The 14,378-nt window shown below is 65.1% G+C and carries 12 protein-coding genes; 8 read left to right on the plus strand and 4 right to left on the minus strand.

The annotated features are described in order from the left end of the window. Positions 1 to 29: 29 nt before the first annotated feature. From A6F65_RS10100 to metH, 4 genes are read left to right on the plus strand one after another with little or no spacing between them, the layout of a single operon-like run. Positions 30 to 1,022, plus strand: a complete 993-nt coding sequence (locus A6F65_RS10100) for an ArsR/SmtB family transcription factor (RefSeq protein ID WP_067790488.1) — start codon at positions 30 to 32, stop codon at positions 1,020 to 1,022. Further along, a complete protein-coding gene (gene metF / locus A6F65_RS10105) occupies positions 1,022 to 1,972 on the plus strand; it encodes a methylenetetrahydrofolate reductase [NAD(P)H] (protein WP_067788363.1) in 951 nt (316 codons plus the stop codon). Before A6F65_RS10100 ends, metF begins: the two co-directional genes overlap by 1 nt. Continuing rightward, positions 1,969 to 3,015 carry a homocysteine S-methyltransferase family protein gene (locus tag A6F65_RS10110; protein WP_067788366.1) on the plus strand — a complete coding sequence of 349 codons (1,047 nt, stop codon included), beginning with the start codon at positions 1,969 to 1,971 and terminating at the stop codon, positions 3,013 to 3,015. Before metF ends, A6F65_RS10110 begins: the two co-directional genes overlap by 4 nt. A 24-nt stretch (positions 3,016 to 3,039) precedes the next feature. Further along, positions 3,040 to 5,667: a methionine synthase gene (gene metH / locus A6F65_RS10115; protein WP_067788369.1), complete on the plus strand. Its 2,628-nt coding sequence runs from the start codon at positions 3,040 to 3,042 to the stop codon at positions 5,665 to 5,667. Between the two features lie 11 nt (positions 5,668 to 5,678). Here metH and A6F65_RS10120 read toward each other — a convergent pair whose 3' ends face one another. Continuing rightward, positions 5,679 to 6,044: a winged helix-turn-helix transcriptional regulator gene (locus A6F65_RS10120; RefSeq protein WP_067790491.1), complete on the minus strand. Its 366-nt coding sequence runs from the start codon at positions 6,042 to 6,044 to the stop codon at positions 5,679 to 5,681. Between the two features lie 107 nt (positions 6,045 to 6,151). Between A6F65_RS10120 and A6F65_RS10125 the strand changes: the two genes are divergently transcribed. Both A6F65_RS10125 and A6F65_RS10130 read left to right on the plus strand, forming a co-directional pair. Next, entirely contained in the window at positions 6,152 to 6,748 is a 597-nt protein-coding gene (locus tag A6F65_RS10125) for an FMN-dependent NADH-azoreductase (RefSeq protein ID WP_067788371.1), read from the plus strand. A 62-nt stretch (positions 6,749 to 6,810) separates the two neighbouring features. Next, entirely contained in the window at positions 6,811 to 8,382 is a 1,572-nt protein-coding gene (locus A6F65_RS10130; RefSeq protein WP_067788373.1) for a cryptochrome/photolyase family protein, read from the plus strand. A 3-nt stretch (positions 8,383 to 8,385) separates the two neighbouring features. Here the strand turns inward: A6F65_RS10130 and ubiA are convergent, their stop codons facing one another. Further along, a complete protein-coding gene (gene ubiA / locus A6F65_RS10135; protein ID WP_067788375.1) occupies positions 8,386 to 9,294 on the minus strand; it encodes a 4-hydroxybenzoate octaprenyltransferase in 909 nt (302 codons plus the stop codon). Between the two features lie 35 nt (positions 9,295 to 9,329). Between ubiA and A6F65_RS10140 the strand changes: the two genes are divergently transcribed. Both A6F65_RS10140 and A6F65_RS10145 read left to right on the plus strand, forming a co-directional pair. Next, entirely contained in the window at positions 9,330 to 10,079 is a 750-nt protein-coding gene (locus A6F65_RS10140; RefSeq protein WP_067788378.1) for a 16S rRNA (uracil(1498)-N(3))-methyltransferase, read from the plus strand. A gap of 49 nt (positions 10,080 to 10,128) precedes the next feature. Further along, positions 10,129 to 11,499 carry a glutamate--cysteine ligase gene (locus A6F65_RS10145; RefSeq protein WP_067788380.1) on the plus strand — a complete coding sequence of 457 codons (1,371 nt, stop codon included), beginning with the start codon at positions 10,129 to 10,131 and terminating at the stop codon, positions 11,497 to 11,499. 3 nt (positions 11,500 to 11,502) lie between these two features. Here the strand turns inward: A6F65_RS10145 and A6F65_RS10150 are convergent, their stop codons facing one another. After that, on the minus strand, positions 11,503 to 12,882 hold the full coding sequence (locus A6F65_RS10150) for a methyltransferase family protein (RefSeq protein WP_067790496.1): 1,380 nt from the start codon (positions 12,880 to 12,882) through the stop codon (positions 11,503 to 11,505). 114 nt (positions 12,883 to 12,996) lie between these two features. Next, positions 12,997 to 14,373, minus strand: coding sequence for an outer membrane protein assembly factor BamB family protein (locus tag A6F65_RS10155; protein WP_067788382.1), 1,377 nt, complete (start codon positions 14,371 to 14,373; stop codon positions 12,997 to 12,999). Positions 14,374 to 14,378 lie beyond the last annotated feature (5 nt).

Genomic DNA, 14,378 nt, shown 5'->3' on the forward strand with positions numbered 1-14,378 from the left:
TATAACGGATTTGTTATATTCTTATGGAGATGCTGCTGGAACCCGCCTTGCGTGCCCTTGCCGATGCTTCGCGCCTGCGGATCATGCGGCTGGTTGCGCGCATGGAACTCTCGGTCGGTGAGCTTGCGCAGGTACTTGGGCAAAGCCAGCCGCGCGTATCGCAGCATGTTGCCAAGCTGGTCGATGCCGGGCTGCTGTCGCGCCAGCGCGAAGGCAATTCGGTTTTCCTGCGCCCCTCGGCCCGCGATGGCGGCCAGCGAGCCCCCTCTCCCGTGGCGGAAACGCTTGCCCGCCTGCTGGCGCTGGCAGAGCGGGAAGACACGGACTTTGCGGCGCAGATAGAGGCCGACCGCGCCCGCCTGACCGCGATCCGCGACGCGCGCGAGCGTGAGGCCGAACAGTATTTCGCCCGTCATGCCGACGATTGGGACGATTTGCGCGAAAGCTTCGGTCCGGAACGCCCGGTAGAAGTCGCGCTGCTGGGTGCCCTCGGCCCCGCCGCGCTCGGCCATTTGCTGGATATCGGCACGGGCACGGGCCGGATTGCCGAACTGCTGTCCCCCCGCGCCACGAAGGTGACTGCGCTGGACAAGAGCCTGGACATGCTGCGCGTCGCCCGCGCGCGGCTGCAGGCGCTGGGCCCCGGGCAGGTGGACCTTGTGCAGGGCGATTTCACCGACCTGCCCTTCCCCGCCGCCAGCTTCGATACCGTGCTGTTCCACCAGGTGCTGCATTTCGCCGCCGATCCTGCCGGTCCGCTGCGAGAGGCTGCACGGGTGGTACGCCCGCATGGCCGCATCGCCGTGATCGACCTGGCAGCGCACCAGCGCGAGGAACTGCGCACCCGCCACGCCCATGCGCGGCTGGGTTTTGACGATGCTGCCATGGCCGCACTCCTGGCCGAAACCGGTTTCGAACCCGCCGACCCGGTCCATGTGCCCGGGCGGGAACTCGACGTAACGATCTGGACAGCGCGCCGCCGCGCCCTGCCCGAAGACAGCCAGCAGAAGGCCGCACTCTGATGCCATCCGACAATGCCCCCGACCTGAGCGATTTCGCCACCCAGCCGATCTTTGCCGGCCTGCCGGGCGATATCCGCGTGTCCTTCGAAGTCTTCCCGCCCAAGACGGACGCGGGCGAGGACAAGATGCTGGATGCGGTCAAGACGCTCGCCACGCTGGGGCCGGATTTCGTCTCCGTCACTTATGGCGCGGGCGGCTCCACGCGCGAACGCAGCAAGGCGATTTGCGAGCGTATCGCAGCTGAGGCGGACGTGCCGGTTGCCGCGCACCTGACTTGCGTCAACGCCAGCAAGGAAGAGACACTGGAGGTCGCCGACGGGCTGTGGAACGCCGGTATCCGCCACATCGTGGCGCTGCGCGGCGACATGCCCAACAGCGACGGCGCGCTGGACGTGCCGTTCCAGGCGCATCCCGATGGCTATGGCTGCGCCGCCGAACTGGTAGAGGGGCTGGCAGGTCTGCACCCCTTCGAAATCTCCGTCTCGGCCTATCCGGAAGTGCATCCGGAAGCCCGCTGCGCGGACGAGGCGCTCGATTACCTGAAGCGCAAGCTGGATGCCGGTGCCAGCCGCGCCATCACGCAGTTCTTCTTCAGCACCGATGCCTTCCTGCGCTTTCGCGACTGCGCGGCGGCGGCCGGTATCGACAAGCCGATCGTGCCCGGCATCCTGCCGGTGACCGACCTGGCCCGCACCCGCAAGATGGCCAGCGAATGCGGGGCCGAAGTGCCGGACTGGATCGCCGATCTGTTCGAAGGGCTGGACGACCAGCCGCAGGCGCGCGAACTGGTGTCCTCCACCGTCAACGCCGAATTCTGCCGCCGCCTCTATGCCGAAGGCGTGCGGGATTATCACTTCTACACCTTGAACAAGTCGAAGCTCGCCTATGCGACATGCCACATGCTTGGCCTGCGCCCGGTGAAGCCGAACAAGCAGGAGAAAGCCGCATGAGCGCGCGCGAGAAACTGAAAACCGCGGCTGCGGAGCGTATCCTGGTATTCGACGGGGCCTTCGGCACGCAGATCCAGGAACGCAAGCTGGGCGAGGCGGACTATGCCGGCGACCTGAAGCTGAATGCGGACCAGAAGGGCAATAACGACATCCTCGCCCTCACCCGGCCCGATGTGATCGCGGACATCACCCGCGCTTACCTCGATGCCGGGTCGGACGTGGTATCCACCAACACCTTCTCCGCCAATTCCATCAGCCAGGCCGATTATGCGGCGGAAGACCTTGTGCGCGATATCAACGTCGCATCGGGCCGTATCGCGCGCGAACTGGCAGACGAATACGAAGCGAAGGACGGCCGCCCGCGCTTCGTGGCCGGCGCCATCGGGCCGACCAACAAGACGCTCTCGCTCAGCCCCGACGTGGAAGACCCCGGTTTCCGCGAGATCGATTTCGACAGCCTTGTTGCCGTCTACAAGGAACAGGCCGCTGCGCTTGTCGAAGGCGGCGCGGACTTCATCCTGATCGAGACGATCTTCGACACGCTGAACGCCAAGGCCGGTATCATGGCCGTGAAGCAGCTGGAAACAGACCTTGGCCGCGACGTGCCGATCATGCTGTCCATGACGCTGACGGACCTCTCGGGCCGCAATCTGTCGGGCCACACGGTGGAAGCCTTCTGGTACGCCGTGCGCCATGCCAACCCGGCGACCATCGGCCTCAATTGCAGCTTCGGCGCGGACCAGCTTCGCCCGCATGTGCAGCTGCTGTCCGGCATCGCCGATACGCTGCTGATGGCCTATCCCAACGCCGGCCTGCCCAATGAACTGGGCGAGTATGACGAGGCACCCGAAACCACCGCCGGGCTTGTCAGGCTGTGGGCCGAGAATGGCCGCGCCAACATCCTTGGCGGATGCTGCGGCTCCACGCCGGATCACATTGCAGCGATTGCAAAGGCCGTTGACGGCCTGCCCCCGCGCGAAGTGCCTGCGCGCGACACCAAGATGCGGCTGGCAGGGCTCGAAGCCTTCTCCGTCGCAGCCTGACCAAAGATTCCGAAAGTTATTCCAGTGACCGACAATACCACAGCGCGCTTCATCAATATCGGTGAGCGGACCAATGTCACCGGCTCGGCGGCCTTCAAGAAGCTGATCATGGCTGACAATTACGAAGCGGCCGTTGAGGTCGCCCGCCAGCAGGTGGAAAACGGCGCGCAGATCATCGACGTCAACATGGACGAAGGCCTGCTCGACGCCGAAAACGCCATGACCACCTTCCTGAAGCTGATCGCTGCGGAACCAGATATCGCGCGCGTCCCGGTGATGATCGACAGCTCCAAGTGGGACGTGATCGAGGCGGGCCTGAAGTGCGTATCCGGCAAGCCAATCGTCAATTCCATCAGCATGAAGGAAGGCGAGGCGCAGTTCCTGGAACACGCCGCGAAATGCCGCGATTACGGTGCCGCAGTGGTGGTCATGGCTTTCGACGAGGAAGGCCAGGCCGACACGAAGGAGCGCAAGGTCGAAATTTGTACGCGCGCCTACAAGCTGCTGACGGAAAACGGCTTTCCGCCTGAGGACATCATCTTCGATCCCAACATCTTCGCCGTGGCGACCGGGATCGAGGAGCATGACCGCTACGGCCTCGACTTCATCGAGGCAGTGCGCGAGATCAAGGCGGCCTGCCCCCACGTGCACACCAGCGGCGGCCTCTCCAACCTCAGCTTCAGCTTCCGCGGCAATGAGCCTGTGCGCCGCGCGATGCACTCCATCTTCCTTTACCACGCCATCCCCGCAGGGCTGGACATGGCCATCGTCAATGCGGGCCAGCTGGACCTGTACGATTCCATCGATCCGCAACTTCGCGAGGCATGCGAGGACGTGATCCTGATGCGCCGCCCGGACGCGACGGAGCGGCTGGTGGACCTGGCCGAAAGCTATCGCGGCAAGTCTGCGGTGGACGAGAAGGCCGAGGCCGAATGGCGCAGCCTGCCCGTGACCAAGCGGCTGGAGCATGCGCTGGTCAAGGGCATCGACGCGCATATCGTGGCCGATACCGAAGAGGCGCGGCAGGAGGCGAGCGATCGCGGCGGCCGCCCCATCGAGGTGATCGAAGGCCCGCTGATGGACGGCATGAACGTGGTCGGCGACCTGTTCGGCAGCGGCAAGATGTTCCTGCCGCAGGTGGTGAAATCCGCCCGCGTCATGAAGAAAGCCGTCGCCCACCTCATCCCCTTCATCGAGGCGGAAAAGGACCTGCTGCCAGAAGCCGAGCGCAAGGCGAAGGGCAAGATCGTGATGGCGACCGTAAAGGGCGACGTGCACGATATCGGCAAGAACATCGTCGGCGTGGTCCTGCAGTGCAATGGCTATGACGTGGTGGACCTTGGCGTGATGGTCCCGTGGTCGAAGATTCTGGAAGTCGCGCGCGACGAGAAAGCAGACATCATCGGCTTGTCCGGCCTCATCACCCCCTCGCTGGACGAGATGGTGACCGTGGCCGAGGAAATGCAGCGCGCCGAAATGGACCTGCCGCTGCTGATCGGCGGAGCCACCACCAGCAAGGTGCACACCGCGCTGAAGATCGATCCGGCCTATGACGGGCCCGTGATCCACGTGCTCGACGCCAGCCGCGCGGTGGGTGTTGCCAGCCGGTTGCTGTCCGACACGCAGAAGACCGAATTCGTCGAAACCACGGCGGGCGAATACGAGAAGGTGCGCGCCGCGCGCGAAGGCAAGTCAAAGTCCGTCCTGCTGACCATCGAGGAAGCGCGGGCGAACTTCTACGACTGCTATTACAGCGACAAGCCCGCCCCTCCGGCCAAGCCCGGCCTGCATGTGTTCGAGGACTGGGACCTGGCGGACCTGCGCGAGGTCATCGACTGGACCCCCTTTTTCCGCGCGTGGGAATTGCACGGCACCTATCCCGGCATCCTGACCGACAAGGTGGTGGGTGAAACCGCCACCCAGCTGAAGGCCGATGCCGATGCCATGCTGGACCTCATCGTAGGCGAAAAATGGCTCACCGCACGCGGCGTTGCAGGCCTGTGGCCCTGCGCACGCGACGGCGACGATGTGACCGTCCACCTGCCCGATAGCGAGGAGCATGTCCTGCTCCCCTTCTTGCGCCAGCAAGTGAAGAAATCGCGCGAACGAGCGAATTACTGCCTCGCCGATTTCATCGATCCCAATGGCGACTGGATCGGCGGCTTCGGCGTCGGCATCCACGGTATCGAGCAGCATTCCAAGCGCTTCCTGGAAGACAAGGACGATTACTCCGACATCCTTTTGAAAGCCCTGGCGGACCGTTTCGCGGAGGCGTTTGCCGAACGCCTGCACCAGCATGTCCGCACCGACCTGTGGGGCTATGCGCCGGGAGAGCAGCTGACCAATGAGGCGCTGATCAAGGAGCAGTATCGCGGTATCCGCCCTGCTCCCGGCTATCCGGCCTGCCCGGACCATTCGCTGAAGCCAATCCTGTTCGACCTGCTCGACGCGGAGGCAAACGCCGGGCTGGTGCTGACCGAAAGCCAGGCCATGCTGCCCACCAGTGCAGTCAGCGGCTTCTATTTCGGCCATCCGGAATCGAGCTATTTCGGCGTGGCGCGTATCGGGCGCGACCAGCTGGAAGATTACGCAGCGCGGCGCGGCATGGAACTGGCCGAGGTGGAGCGGTGGCTGCGGCCCAACCTCGACTGAGGCCTGCCTAACTAACCCACGTCCTGTGCCCTGTCATAGGCGGCGCGGGCGCGGAGGGTCTCCGCCTGGTTGGCAATGGCCCAGTTTCCGAGATGCGCAATCGGCTTGGCTACACTCTCGCCCAGCGGGGTGAGCGCGTAATCGACCCGTACCGGCACGCTCGGCGTCACCGTGCGGCTGACAATCCCGTCCCGTTCCAGCGCGCGCAATGTGCGCGTCAGCATGCGCTGCGAAATGGAACCGATGCCGCGCTTCAGCTCGCTGAACCGCAGCGCGCCGCCGGTCAGCGACATCACCACGCGCACCGTCCACTTGTCGCCCACCCGCGAAAGCAGGTCGTTCACCGCCTCGCACGAAGGCTGGTCAGGAACCGGCATGGTCACAGCGCTGTTCCTATCGCGCGCGGATGTGCCGTCTTGCGCCCCTGGCATGGTGGTCTCCATATGGCCTCCTAGTAACCAATAGTAACCACGGAGACTTCCCGATGCAAATTCTCAGGATCGACAGCGCCACCACCGGCGAGCAGTCGGTTTCCCGCCGGCTGACCGGCCTTATTCTCGATCACCTGACGGCCAAGAACCCCGGCGCGGACGTGACCAGCCGCGATCTTTCCAGCAATCCCGTGCCGCATCTCGACCCGGTGACCACCACCGCCAATCGCACCGCGCCCGACACGCATGAAGAGGCGGTGGAGCGCGCCTATCCCGAAGAGAAAGCCGTGCTCGACGAGTTCCTGGCAGCGGACACCGTCGTGATCGGGGCGCCCATGTACAATTTCTCCGTCCCTTCCAACCTCAAGGCCTGGATGGACCGATTGGCCGTACCCGGCACCACCTTCCGCTTCAGCGAAAGCGGGCCTGAAGGGCTGGCCGGCAATCGCCGGATCATCGTCGCCTCCACGCGCGGGGGCGAATATGGCGAGGACAATCCGATGGATCACCAGGAAAGCCTGCTGAAGACCTTCATGGGTTTCCTCGGCATCGATAATGTCGAAATCATCCGCGTCGAAAAGATCGGCTACGGCCCCGAAGCCATCGAGGAAGGCGTTGCGGCCGCGCGCGAACAGATCGCCAAGCTGTAACTCCCGGAAACGGCGGACGGGATGCGACCGGCACCATCGCAGGCAATGTGCGTTGGCCCAGCATGGCAAATCCCGTCCTCGTTCCCATTCTCGGCGACCAGCTGACCCGCAACCTCGCCAGCATCCGGGGGCGGACCAAGGACGATACCGTCATCCTGATGATGGAGGTCTGGGACGAGGCGACTTACGTCAAACACCACAAGCAGAAGATCGTCCTGATCTTTTCCGCCATGCGCCACTTCGCCGCAGAGCTGCGCGATGCCGGCTGGACGGTGGATTACGTGAAACTGACGGACGAGGACAATTCCGGCAGCTTCACCGGCGAAGTCGCCCGAGCCATCGAGCGCCACGATCCGCGCGCCGTCCATGTCGTCCATTCCGGCGAATGGCGCGTGCAGCAGGACATGGATCAGTGGCCGGACAAGTTCGATTGCGAGGTCGAGATCCTCGACGATGATCGCTTCGTGTGCAGCCTGGCCGAATTCCGCGACTGGGCCGAGGACCGCAAGACCCTGCGGATGGAACATTTCTACCGCGAGATGCGCAAGAAGACCGGCCTGCTGATGAATGAGGACGGCCAAGGGAATCTCAGGCCGACCGGTGGTGAGTGGAATTACGACAGTGAGAACCGCGAGAGCCCCGAAGAGGAAATGGACCCGCCCGAGCGGCCCATCTTCGAACCCGACGCCATCACACAGGAGGTAATCGAACTGGTCGAGGACAGGTTCGGCAGCCACTTCGGCTCGCTCGAGATCTTCGGCTGGCCCGTCACGCGCGAGGAAGCGGAAGAGGCGGCCGACGCCTTCTTCAACGAGCGCATCAAATGTTTCGGGCCCTATCAGGACGCGATGGTCCACGGGCAGGACGACCTCTATCACTCCATGCTGTCCACCAGCATCAACCTTGGCCTGCTGGACCCGCTGGAGCTGTGCCAGCGCGCCGCAAAGGCCTATGCCGATGGCGAGGCGCCGATAAACTCGGTGGAAGGCTTCATCCGCCAGATCATCGGCTGGCGCGAATATGTCCGCGGCTTTTACTGGCTGCACATGCCGCATCTGGCCGAAGCGAACATGTTGAATGCGCAGCGGCGGCTGCCTGAATTCTACTGGACCGGCGAGACGGAGATGCGCTGCATGGCCGATTGCGTGCGCACCACCCGCGAGAATGCCCATGCCCACCACATCCAGCGCCTGATGGTGCTCGGGAACTTCGCGCTGATCGCCGGGCTGGACCCGCGCGAGGTGCAGGACTGGTACCTCGTCGTCTATGCCGACGCCTATGAGTGGGTGGAGCTGCCGAACGTGGCGGCCATGATCCTCTATGCCGACGGCGGGAAGCTGGCGTCCAAGCCCTATGCCGCCAGCGGGAACTACATCAACAAGATGTCCGATTACTGCGGTGAATGCGCCTATTCGGTCAGCAAGAAAGTGGGCGAAGGCTCATGCCCCTTCAACTCGCTCTACTGGCGTTTCATGGACCAGAATCGGGACCGGCTGGAAAGTAACGCCCGCGTGGGCCGCGTCTATTCCACATGGGACCGGATGAATAAGGCCAAGCGGCAGGAATACCTCGATACGGCGGAGAAATTCCTCGGGTCGCTGCAGCCTGCCAGCAAGGATTGGGCGCGCAATTAGCCGTCAGGCGTTGCCCACCACAAGGCATGCCAGCGCCACCAGCGCGCCGGTCCAGCGGTTGGAGCGGAAGCGGTGGAGCGCGTTCGCGCCGTCCGTCCCGTCCAGCGTGGACGTTTGCCAGAGCAGGTGCAGCGCTGCGGGCAGCAGGGCGAGCAGCGCCAGCCAGTCTTCCCGCAGCAGCCAGAAGCTGAGCGCCCAGCAGGCAATCGCCGCGGCGTAAAACCCGGCGACGCCTCCGCGCACGTTCTGTCCCAGCCGCCGCGCGCTGGACTTGATGCCGACAAGTGCGTCATCCTCGATATCCTGCACGGCGTAGATCGTGTCGTAGCCCATGCACCAGAAAAATGCCCCGGCGTAGAGCGCAGCCATCACGTCCAGATGGTCTCCGCGGATCGCCACCCAGCCGACCAACGCGCCCCATGTGAAGACGAGGCCGAGCCAGGCCTGCGGCCACCATGTGATGCGCTTCATGAAGGGATAGGCGGCCACCAGCGCAAGGCTGCCCAGCGCCACCAGCTGCGCCTGCCACCTGAGTTGCAGCAGCACCACGAGGCCGACAATGCACAGCGACACGAGCCACACCCAAGCCGCTTTCACGCTCACCCGCCCGCTCGCCAGCGGACGGCTGGCCGTGCGCGCTACGCTGGCGTCCAGCTTGCGGTCCACGATATCGTTATAGACGCAGCCCGCGCTGCGCATGGCGATGGCGCCCAGCAGGAACCAGCCCAGCAGCTGCCATTGCACGCCGCGCCCCGCCAGCCACATGCCCCATGCGCAGGGCCAGAACAGCAGCCACCAGCCGATAGGCCGGTCGAAGCGGGCCAGCAGCGCATAATCGCGCAGTCGAGCCGGCAGCAGGGCGACTAGGCCCTTATGCTCGCTGTCGGGCGTGATGGTGGCGGGATCGGACATTGTGCCTGCTTCACCATATCGGCTAGGCCTGCGCAATGCCCGCCCTACCCGCATGGCCCCCGCGCAGCGCGCCGCGCCTGTTTGTCGACCGGCAGATCGAAGCCGGCGTGCCCGTGCCGCTGGACGGGCCGCAGGCGCATTACCTGCTGCGCGTCATGCGTGTGCAGGTGGGCAGCGCGGTGGCGCTGTGCGACGACATCACCGGGGAATGGGCGTGCGAGGTGGGAAGCGTGGGCAAGCGTGACCTCGTGCTCATGCCCGTCACTCACCTGAAGCCGCGCGAGGAGGTACCCGATTTCTGGCTCTGCCCGGCGCTGCTCAAGAAGGACCGGTTCGACCTGGTGCTGGAAAAAGCCACCGAGCTTGGCACGGCGCGTATCGTGCCGGTGCTGACGCGGCGCTGCGTGGCGGACAAGCTGAATGGGGACCGCGCTCGCGCGCAAATCACTGAAGCCGCCGAGCAATGCGCGCGCACCGCCCTGCCGCAGCTGGGCGAGGTCACGAAGCTGGATTCCCTGCTGCGCGATTGGCCGGAAGACCGCGCGCTGTTCTTCGCGGACGAACTGGGCGGCGCGCCCGCGGCAGAGGCTTTCACCGCGCAATCGGGCCCCGGCGCGCTGCTCACCGGCCCGGAAGGCGGGTTCGACGATGCGGAGCGCGAGGCCATCCGCGCCCTGCCGCAGGCCCGCGCCATCACCCTTGGCCCCCGCATCCTGCGCGGTGAAACGGCCGCGATTGCCGCGACCGCGCTGTGGATGGGCGTGTGCGGCGATTGGGGAGCGTGACGCGAAATAGTCTGGCGCGCCGCCGCCCGCTTCCCTATCGCCTGCGCCCATGAGCACGCGCAAGGCATCGGCGGCGGACGAACCGCGCATCGAAAGCCGCGACCAGCTGGTCGCCCCCATGATCGCTGGCGAGAAGCCGAAGGCAGACTGGCGCATCGGCACGGAGCACGAGAAGCTGGTCTTCAAGACCGAGACGAAGCACGCGCCCAGCTATGACGAGCCCGGCGGCATCCGCGACATCCTGCTAAGCCTGAAAGACTTCAACTGGGAGCCGGTTGAAGAAGCGGGCAAGGTCATCGCCATGGCCGGCGACGATGGCACGGTCAGCCTCGAACCGGCAGGCCAGCTGGAACTGTCCGGCGCGCCGCTGCAGACGCTGCACGAAACCTGCAACGAAACCGGGCGCCACCTGGCGCAGGTAAAGGAAGTCGGCGCGAAATGCGGTGTGGGTTTCCTTGGTCTGGGCATGTGGCCGGACAAGACCCGCGAAGAGCTGCCGATGATGCCCAAGGGGCGCTACGACATCATGAAGCGGCACATGCCCACCGTGGGCAGCTTGGGCCTCGACATGATGCTGCGCACCTGCACCATTCAGGTAAACCTCGATTATTCGAGCGAGGCGGACATGGCGGCCAAATTCCGCACCAGCCTCGCGCTGCAGCCGCTCGCCACTGCGCTCTTCGCCAACAGCCCCTTCACCGAGGGCAAGCCCAACGGTTACCTTAGCTATCGCAGCCATATCTGGTCGGACACCGATCCGCATCGCACCGGCATGCTGCCCTTCGTGTTCGAGGACGGCTTCGGATATGACCGCTGGGCGGAATACATGCTGGATGTGCCGATGTATTTCGTCTTCCGTGACGGCAAGTATATCGACGCCGCAGGCCAGAGCTTCCGCGATTTCCTGAAAGGCGAGCTCCCCGCCCTGCCCGGCGAATTGCCGACCGAAAGCGACTGGTGGGACCACCTTTCCACCGCTTTCCCCGAAGTACGACTGAAGAGTTTCCTGGAGATGCGCGGCGCAGATGGCGGGCCGTGGAGCCGGATCTGTGCGCTGCCCGCCTTCTGGGTGGGCCTGCTGTACGACCAGGGCGCGCTGGATGCCGCATGGGCGCTGGTGAAGGACTGGTCGATGGAAGAGCGCGAGGCGCTGCGCAATGCCGTGCCCAAGCAGGCGCTGGACGCGCCGATCCCCGGCGGCGGCAGCCTGCGCGACCTTGCAAAAGACGTGATGGCCATCTCGCGGCAGGGCCTTGCCGCCCGCGCGCAGCTGAATACCGGCGGCGATAACGAGACGGGCTTCCTCGAGACGCTCGATGAGATCGTCGAGAGCGGCAAGGTGCCCGCCCAGCGCCTGCTGGACATGTATCACGGCGAATGGAACGGCGACGTCAGCCGCGTCTACAAATACGCTTTCTAAGCGCTATTCCGCAGGCTGCGGCGCGATCGCGCCTTTCGGCTTCAGCTTTTCGAGCAGGCGATGCAGCGGGGCAGTGACGATGCCGTGGCGGTTCATCCACTCGAAGTAATCGCGGTATTTCTCGTCCTCGCCCAGCAGGTGCGCCTCTTCGGTCTTCGCGCGCCAGTAATAGATGCCGGACACCACGCCCAGGAAGATCGTGTTGCGGATCACGTCCACCGTGGAACCGCTGACGGTGATGAATGGCATCACGCTCAGCCACCAGAACAGGTTCTTCGACAGATAGGCCGGGTGGCGCGTGAAGCGATATGGCCCATGCGTCAGCACACCGCGATAGGTGAGGTTGGAAAAGCGGATGCCAAAGGCCACGGTGGCCCAGGCATAGATGGCCGTCAGCGCGACCAGTATGGCGGCCCAGGCCCACAGCAATGGCTCGTTACCTGCAAACCAGTGGCCCCAGCCTGCGGTGTTGTTTTCGTACTGGATCACCCCGCCATTGCCCATGAAGGCGAAGACGAAGGGCGGGTAGCACAGCAGTGCCGCAACCCAGCCGGCCAAGAAGGGATTGCCGCTGCGGATATGGGCGTCCAGCGGGCGCAGCGTCAGCAAATAGCCCACCGTGCCGATCTGCACGTCGATCACGAACAGGAGCTCGAACAGCAGCACACCCAGCATCACCGGATTGCCCAGTACGGCACCGAAATCCGCCTCCACCACGGCGCGGAAACCGAAGGGCAGGATGGAGATCATGAAGGCGCTGAAGAAGCCCTTGATGATCCAGGCCCGCCAGTGCTTCTTCACCTCATGCGGGTCCCACGCCTCGCGCCGCAGCAGCATGGCGCCGAAATGCCAGGCATGGTCGCGCGGCCTGATCATGTAGCGGTCCAGCCAGATCACATAGGGCACGCACAGCACGAAAAGCGGGATTGCCGCCCAGCCCAGCACCTGCATGGAAAAGAGGTATTGCCCGTCCCAGTACCAGCGGCCGAGGCAGAAGAGGCCGGCCAGCACGCCGTATGTCACCCACAGGGCAGCAATCTTGGTGCTGGCGGTTTCCATCGCCTGGTCGATCGGGCGCGGATTGGACCAGTCGATCCCGGTGGAGGGGCGCAGGTGCACCTTGTCCACCACCACCGACCAAATACCCATGGCAAGGCCGGTCAGCGCCATGGCTGCGAGCGCGGCCAGCGGACCGCTCAGCACGCCTGATGCCGGATCGGCCCCGAACACCGGCGCGATCTGCGGCCAGGCGCGGCAGAAGGCGATCCACGCCAGCAGCGTCGCCAGGCCGACGAGGCCGACACTGGTCGACACGTCGCTGGCCGGGATCGGGCGCGCGGGCGCACCCCTGCGCCTTGCAGGCGGCGAACTGGCGATTGGCATGTGCGCGGTCATCGCGCCTGCCCATAAGCGAAAAGGCTTAATGGCCCGATAAGGCTGCGGCCCGCAGTCCCGGAAAAGGACGGCGGGCCGCAGGAAAATTAACGTGGCTTTCGCTTAGCGGAAAGCGGTGATCGTCCCGTCATCGTCCAGCACATACAGCGTCTGCATGGCGACGACCGGAGGCAGGCTGACCGGAGCCTTGAACTCATAGGCTTCGCTGACTTCACCCGTCGTCACGTCGGCGGACAGCAGCTTGCCGCGCGAGCTGGCGATCCACAGGCGATTGCTGGCGAGCACGGGGCCCTGCCAGAAGATCGGGCCTTCGCGGTCTTCGGCATCGCGCCAGCGGTCAAGCTGCGTCATCCAGCGGACGCGGCCCGTAGTGCGCTGGATGGCCAGCAGCCGGGCATCGTCGGTCAGGGTGAAGACCCATTCACCAGCCACAGTGGGGGTGGAGATCCCAGCGAGGTTGAGTTCCCACAGGCGCTGGCCGGTCACGAGCTCGTAAGCGGCCATGCGGCCACCCTGGCCCAGCGCGTAAACGCGGCCCTGGTCGATGATGGGGTCGGCATCCACGTCGGTCAGCGTGCTGACGGAGGTGCTGATGGAGGTGCGCGCAAGCGCGTCGGACCACAGCACGCGGCCGTTCTCGTAACGATAGGCCACAAGCTCGCCGCTGGAATAGCCTGCGATGACCGTGCTCTGGCCCGAAGCGGGCGCGGCGACGCCGAACACGCCGGACTGGCCGCCAGATGCCGTATCCTGCCACACCACGCTGCCATCGGTCAGCGAAAGCGCAAAGATCTCGCTGTTCTGGCTCATCACGTAAGCGGAATTGTAGGCGATGGTGGGCGAACCGCGCAGCGGACCGGCGGGCTTCACGCGCCACAGCTGCTGGCCGGTGCGCGCATCCAGTGCGGCAACGTCGCCCGCACCGCTGGTGGCAAAGACACGGCCGTCGAAATAGGCCGCACCGCCGCCGAAACGGCTGCGCTGCAGGTCATCGGAAACTTCGAACTGGTAAGTCCAGACCGAAGCGCCGGTCCCTGCATCCATGGCGTGCACGCGGCCATCGGTGCCCACGGCATACAGCATCCCGCCTCCGATGACGGGGGCTGCCGCCAGCTTCACCTTCTTGGACGAACCGGCAATGCTGGCCGTCCAGGCGCGGCCCGGCGCGTTGGACAGGGCGACATGGCCCGGGTTCTTCGCGGCATTGCCACCGGCCTGCGACCACTCCGCGTTCTCACGCGCGGGCGGCAGCACCACTGCCGTACCCGCCAGCGACGGGTCCGCTTCCACGGCCGATGCGATGCGCGACAGGATCGGCGTGCGGTTGCCGACGGTCGGCGTCTTGTCGCCATCGTCGGAACCGCCGAACAGGCCGCATGCGCTGGCCGCGAAGGCAAGCCCGGTGGCAAGGACAGCGCGCATCAGGCTGCGCGGTGCGATGGAAAGGCCGAACGGGCCGCTGCTGTTTTTCACATTCATCTCTT

It is taken from the genome of Paraurantiacibacter namhicola (assembly GCF_001687545.1).
Lineage (GTDB): Bacteria > Pseudomonadota > Alphaproteobacteria > Sphingomonadales > Sphingomonadaceae > Paraurantiacibacter > Paraurantiacibacter namhicola.

Coding starts and splice junctions, on each gene's coding strand:
- A6F65_RS10140 (WP_067788378.1), top strand. CDS start 9,330: ATGCCCGCCCTACCCGCATGGCCCCCGCGCAGCGCGCCGCGCCTGTTT.
- A6F65_RS10130 (WP_067788373.1), top strand. CDS start 6,811: ATGGCAAATCCCGTCCTCGTTCCCATTCTCGGCGACCAGCTGACCCGC.
- A6F65_RS10150 (WP_067790496.1), bottom strand. CDS start 12,882: ATGCCAATCGCCAGTTCGCCGCCTGCAAGGCGCAGGGGTGCGCCCGCG.
- A6F65_RS10120 (WP_067790491.1), bottom strand. CDS start 6,044: ATGCCGGTTCCTGACCAGCCTTCGTGCGAGGCGGTGAACGACCTGCTT.
- ubiA (WP_067788375.1), bottom strand. CDS start 9,294: ATGTCCGATCCCGCCACCATCACGCCCGACAGCGAGCATAAGGGCCTA.
- A6F65_RS10125 (WP_067788371.1), top strand. CDS start 6,152: ATGCAAATTCTCAGGATCGACAGCGCCACCACCGGCGAGCAGTCGGTT.
- A6F65_RS10100 (WP_067790488.1), top strand. CDS start 30: ATGCTGCTGGAACCCGCCTTGCGTGCCCTTGCCGATGCTTCGCGCCTG.
- A6F65_RS10145 (WP_067788380.1), top strand. CDS start 10,129: ATGAGCACGCGCAAGGCATCGGCGGCGGACGAACCGCGCATCGAAAGC.
- A6F65_RS10110 (WP_067788366.1), top strand. CDS start 1,969: ATGAGCGCGCGCGAGAAACTGAAAACCGCGGCTGCGGAGCGTATCCTG.
- A6F65_RS10155 (WP_067788382.1), bottom strand. CDS start 14,373: ATGAATGTGAAAAACAGCAGCGGCCCGTTCGGCCTTTCCATCGCACCG.
- metF (WP_067788363.1), top strand. CDS start 1,022: ATGCCATCCGACAATGCCCCCGACCTGAGCGATTTCGCCACCCAGCCG.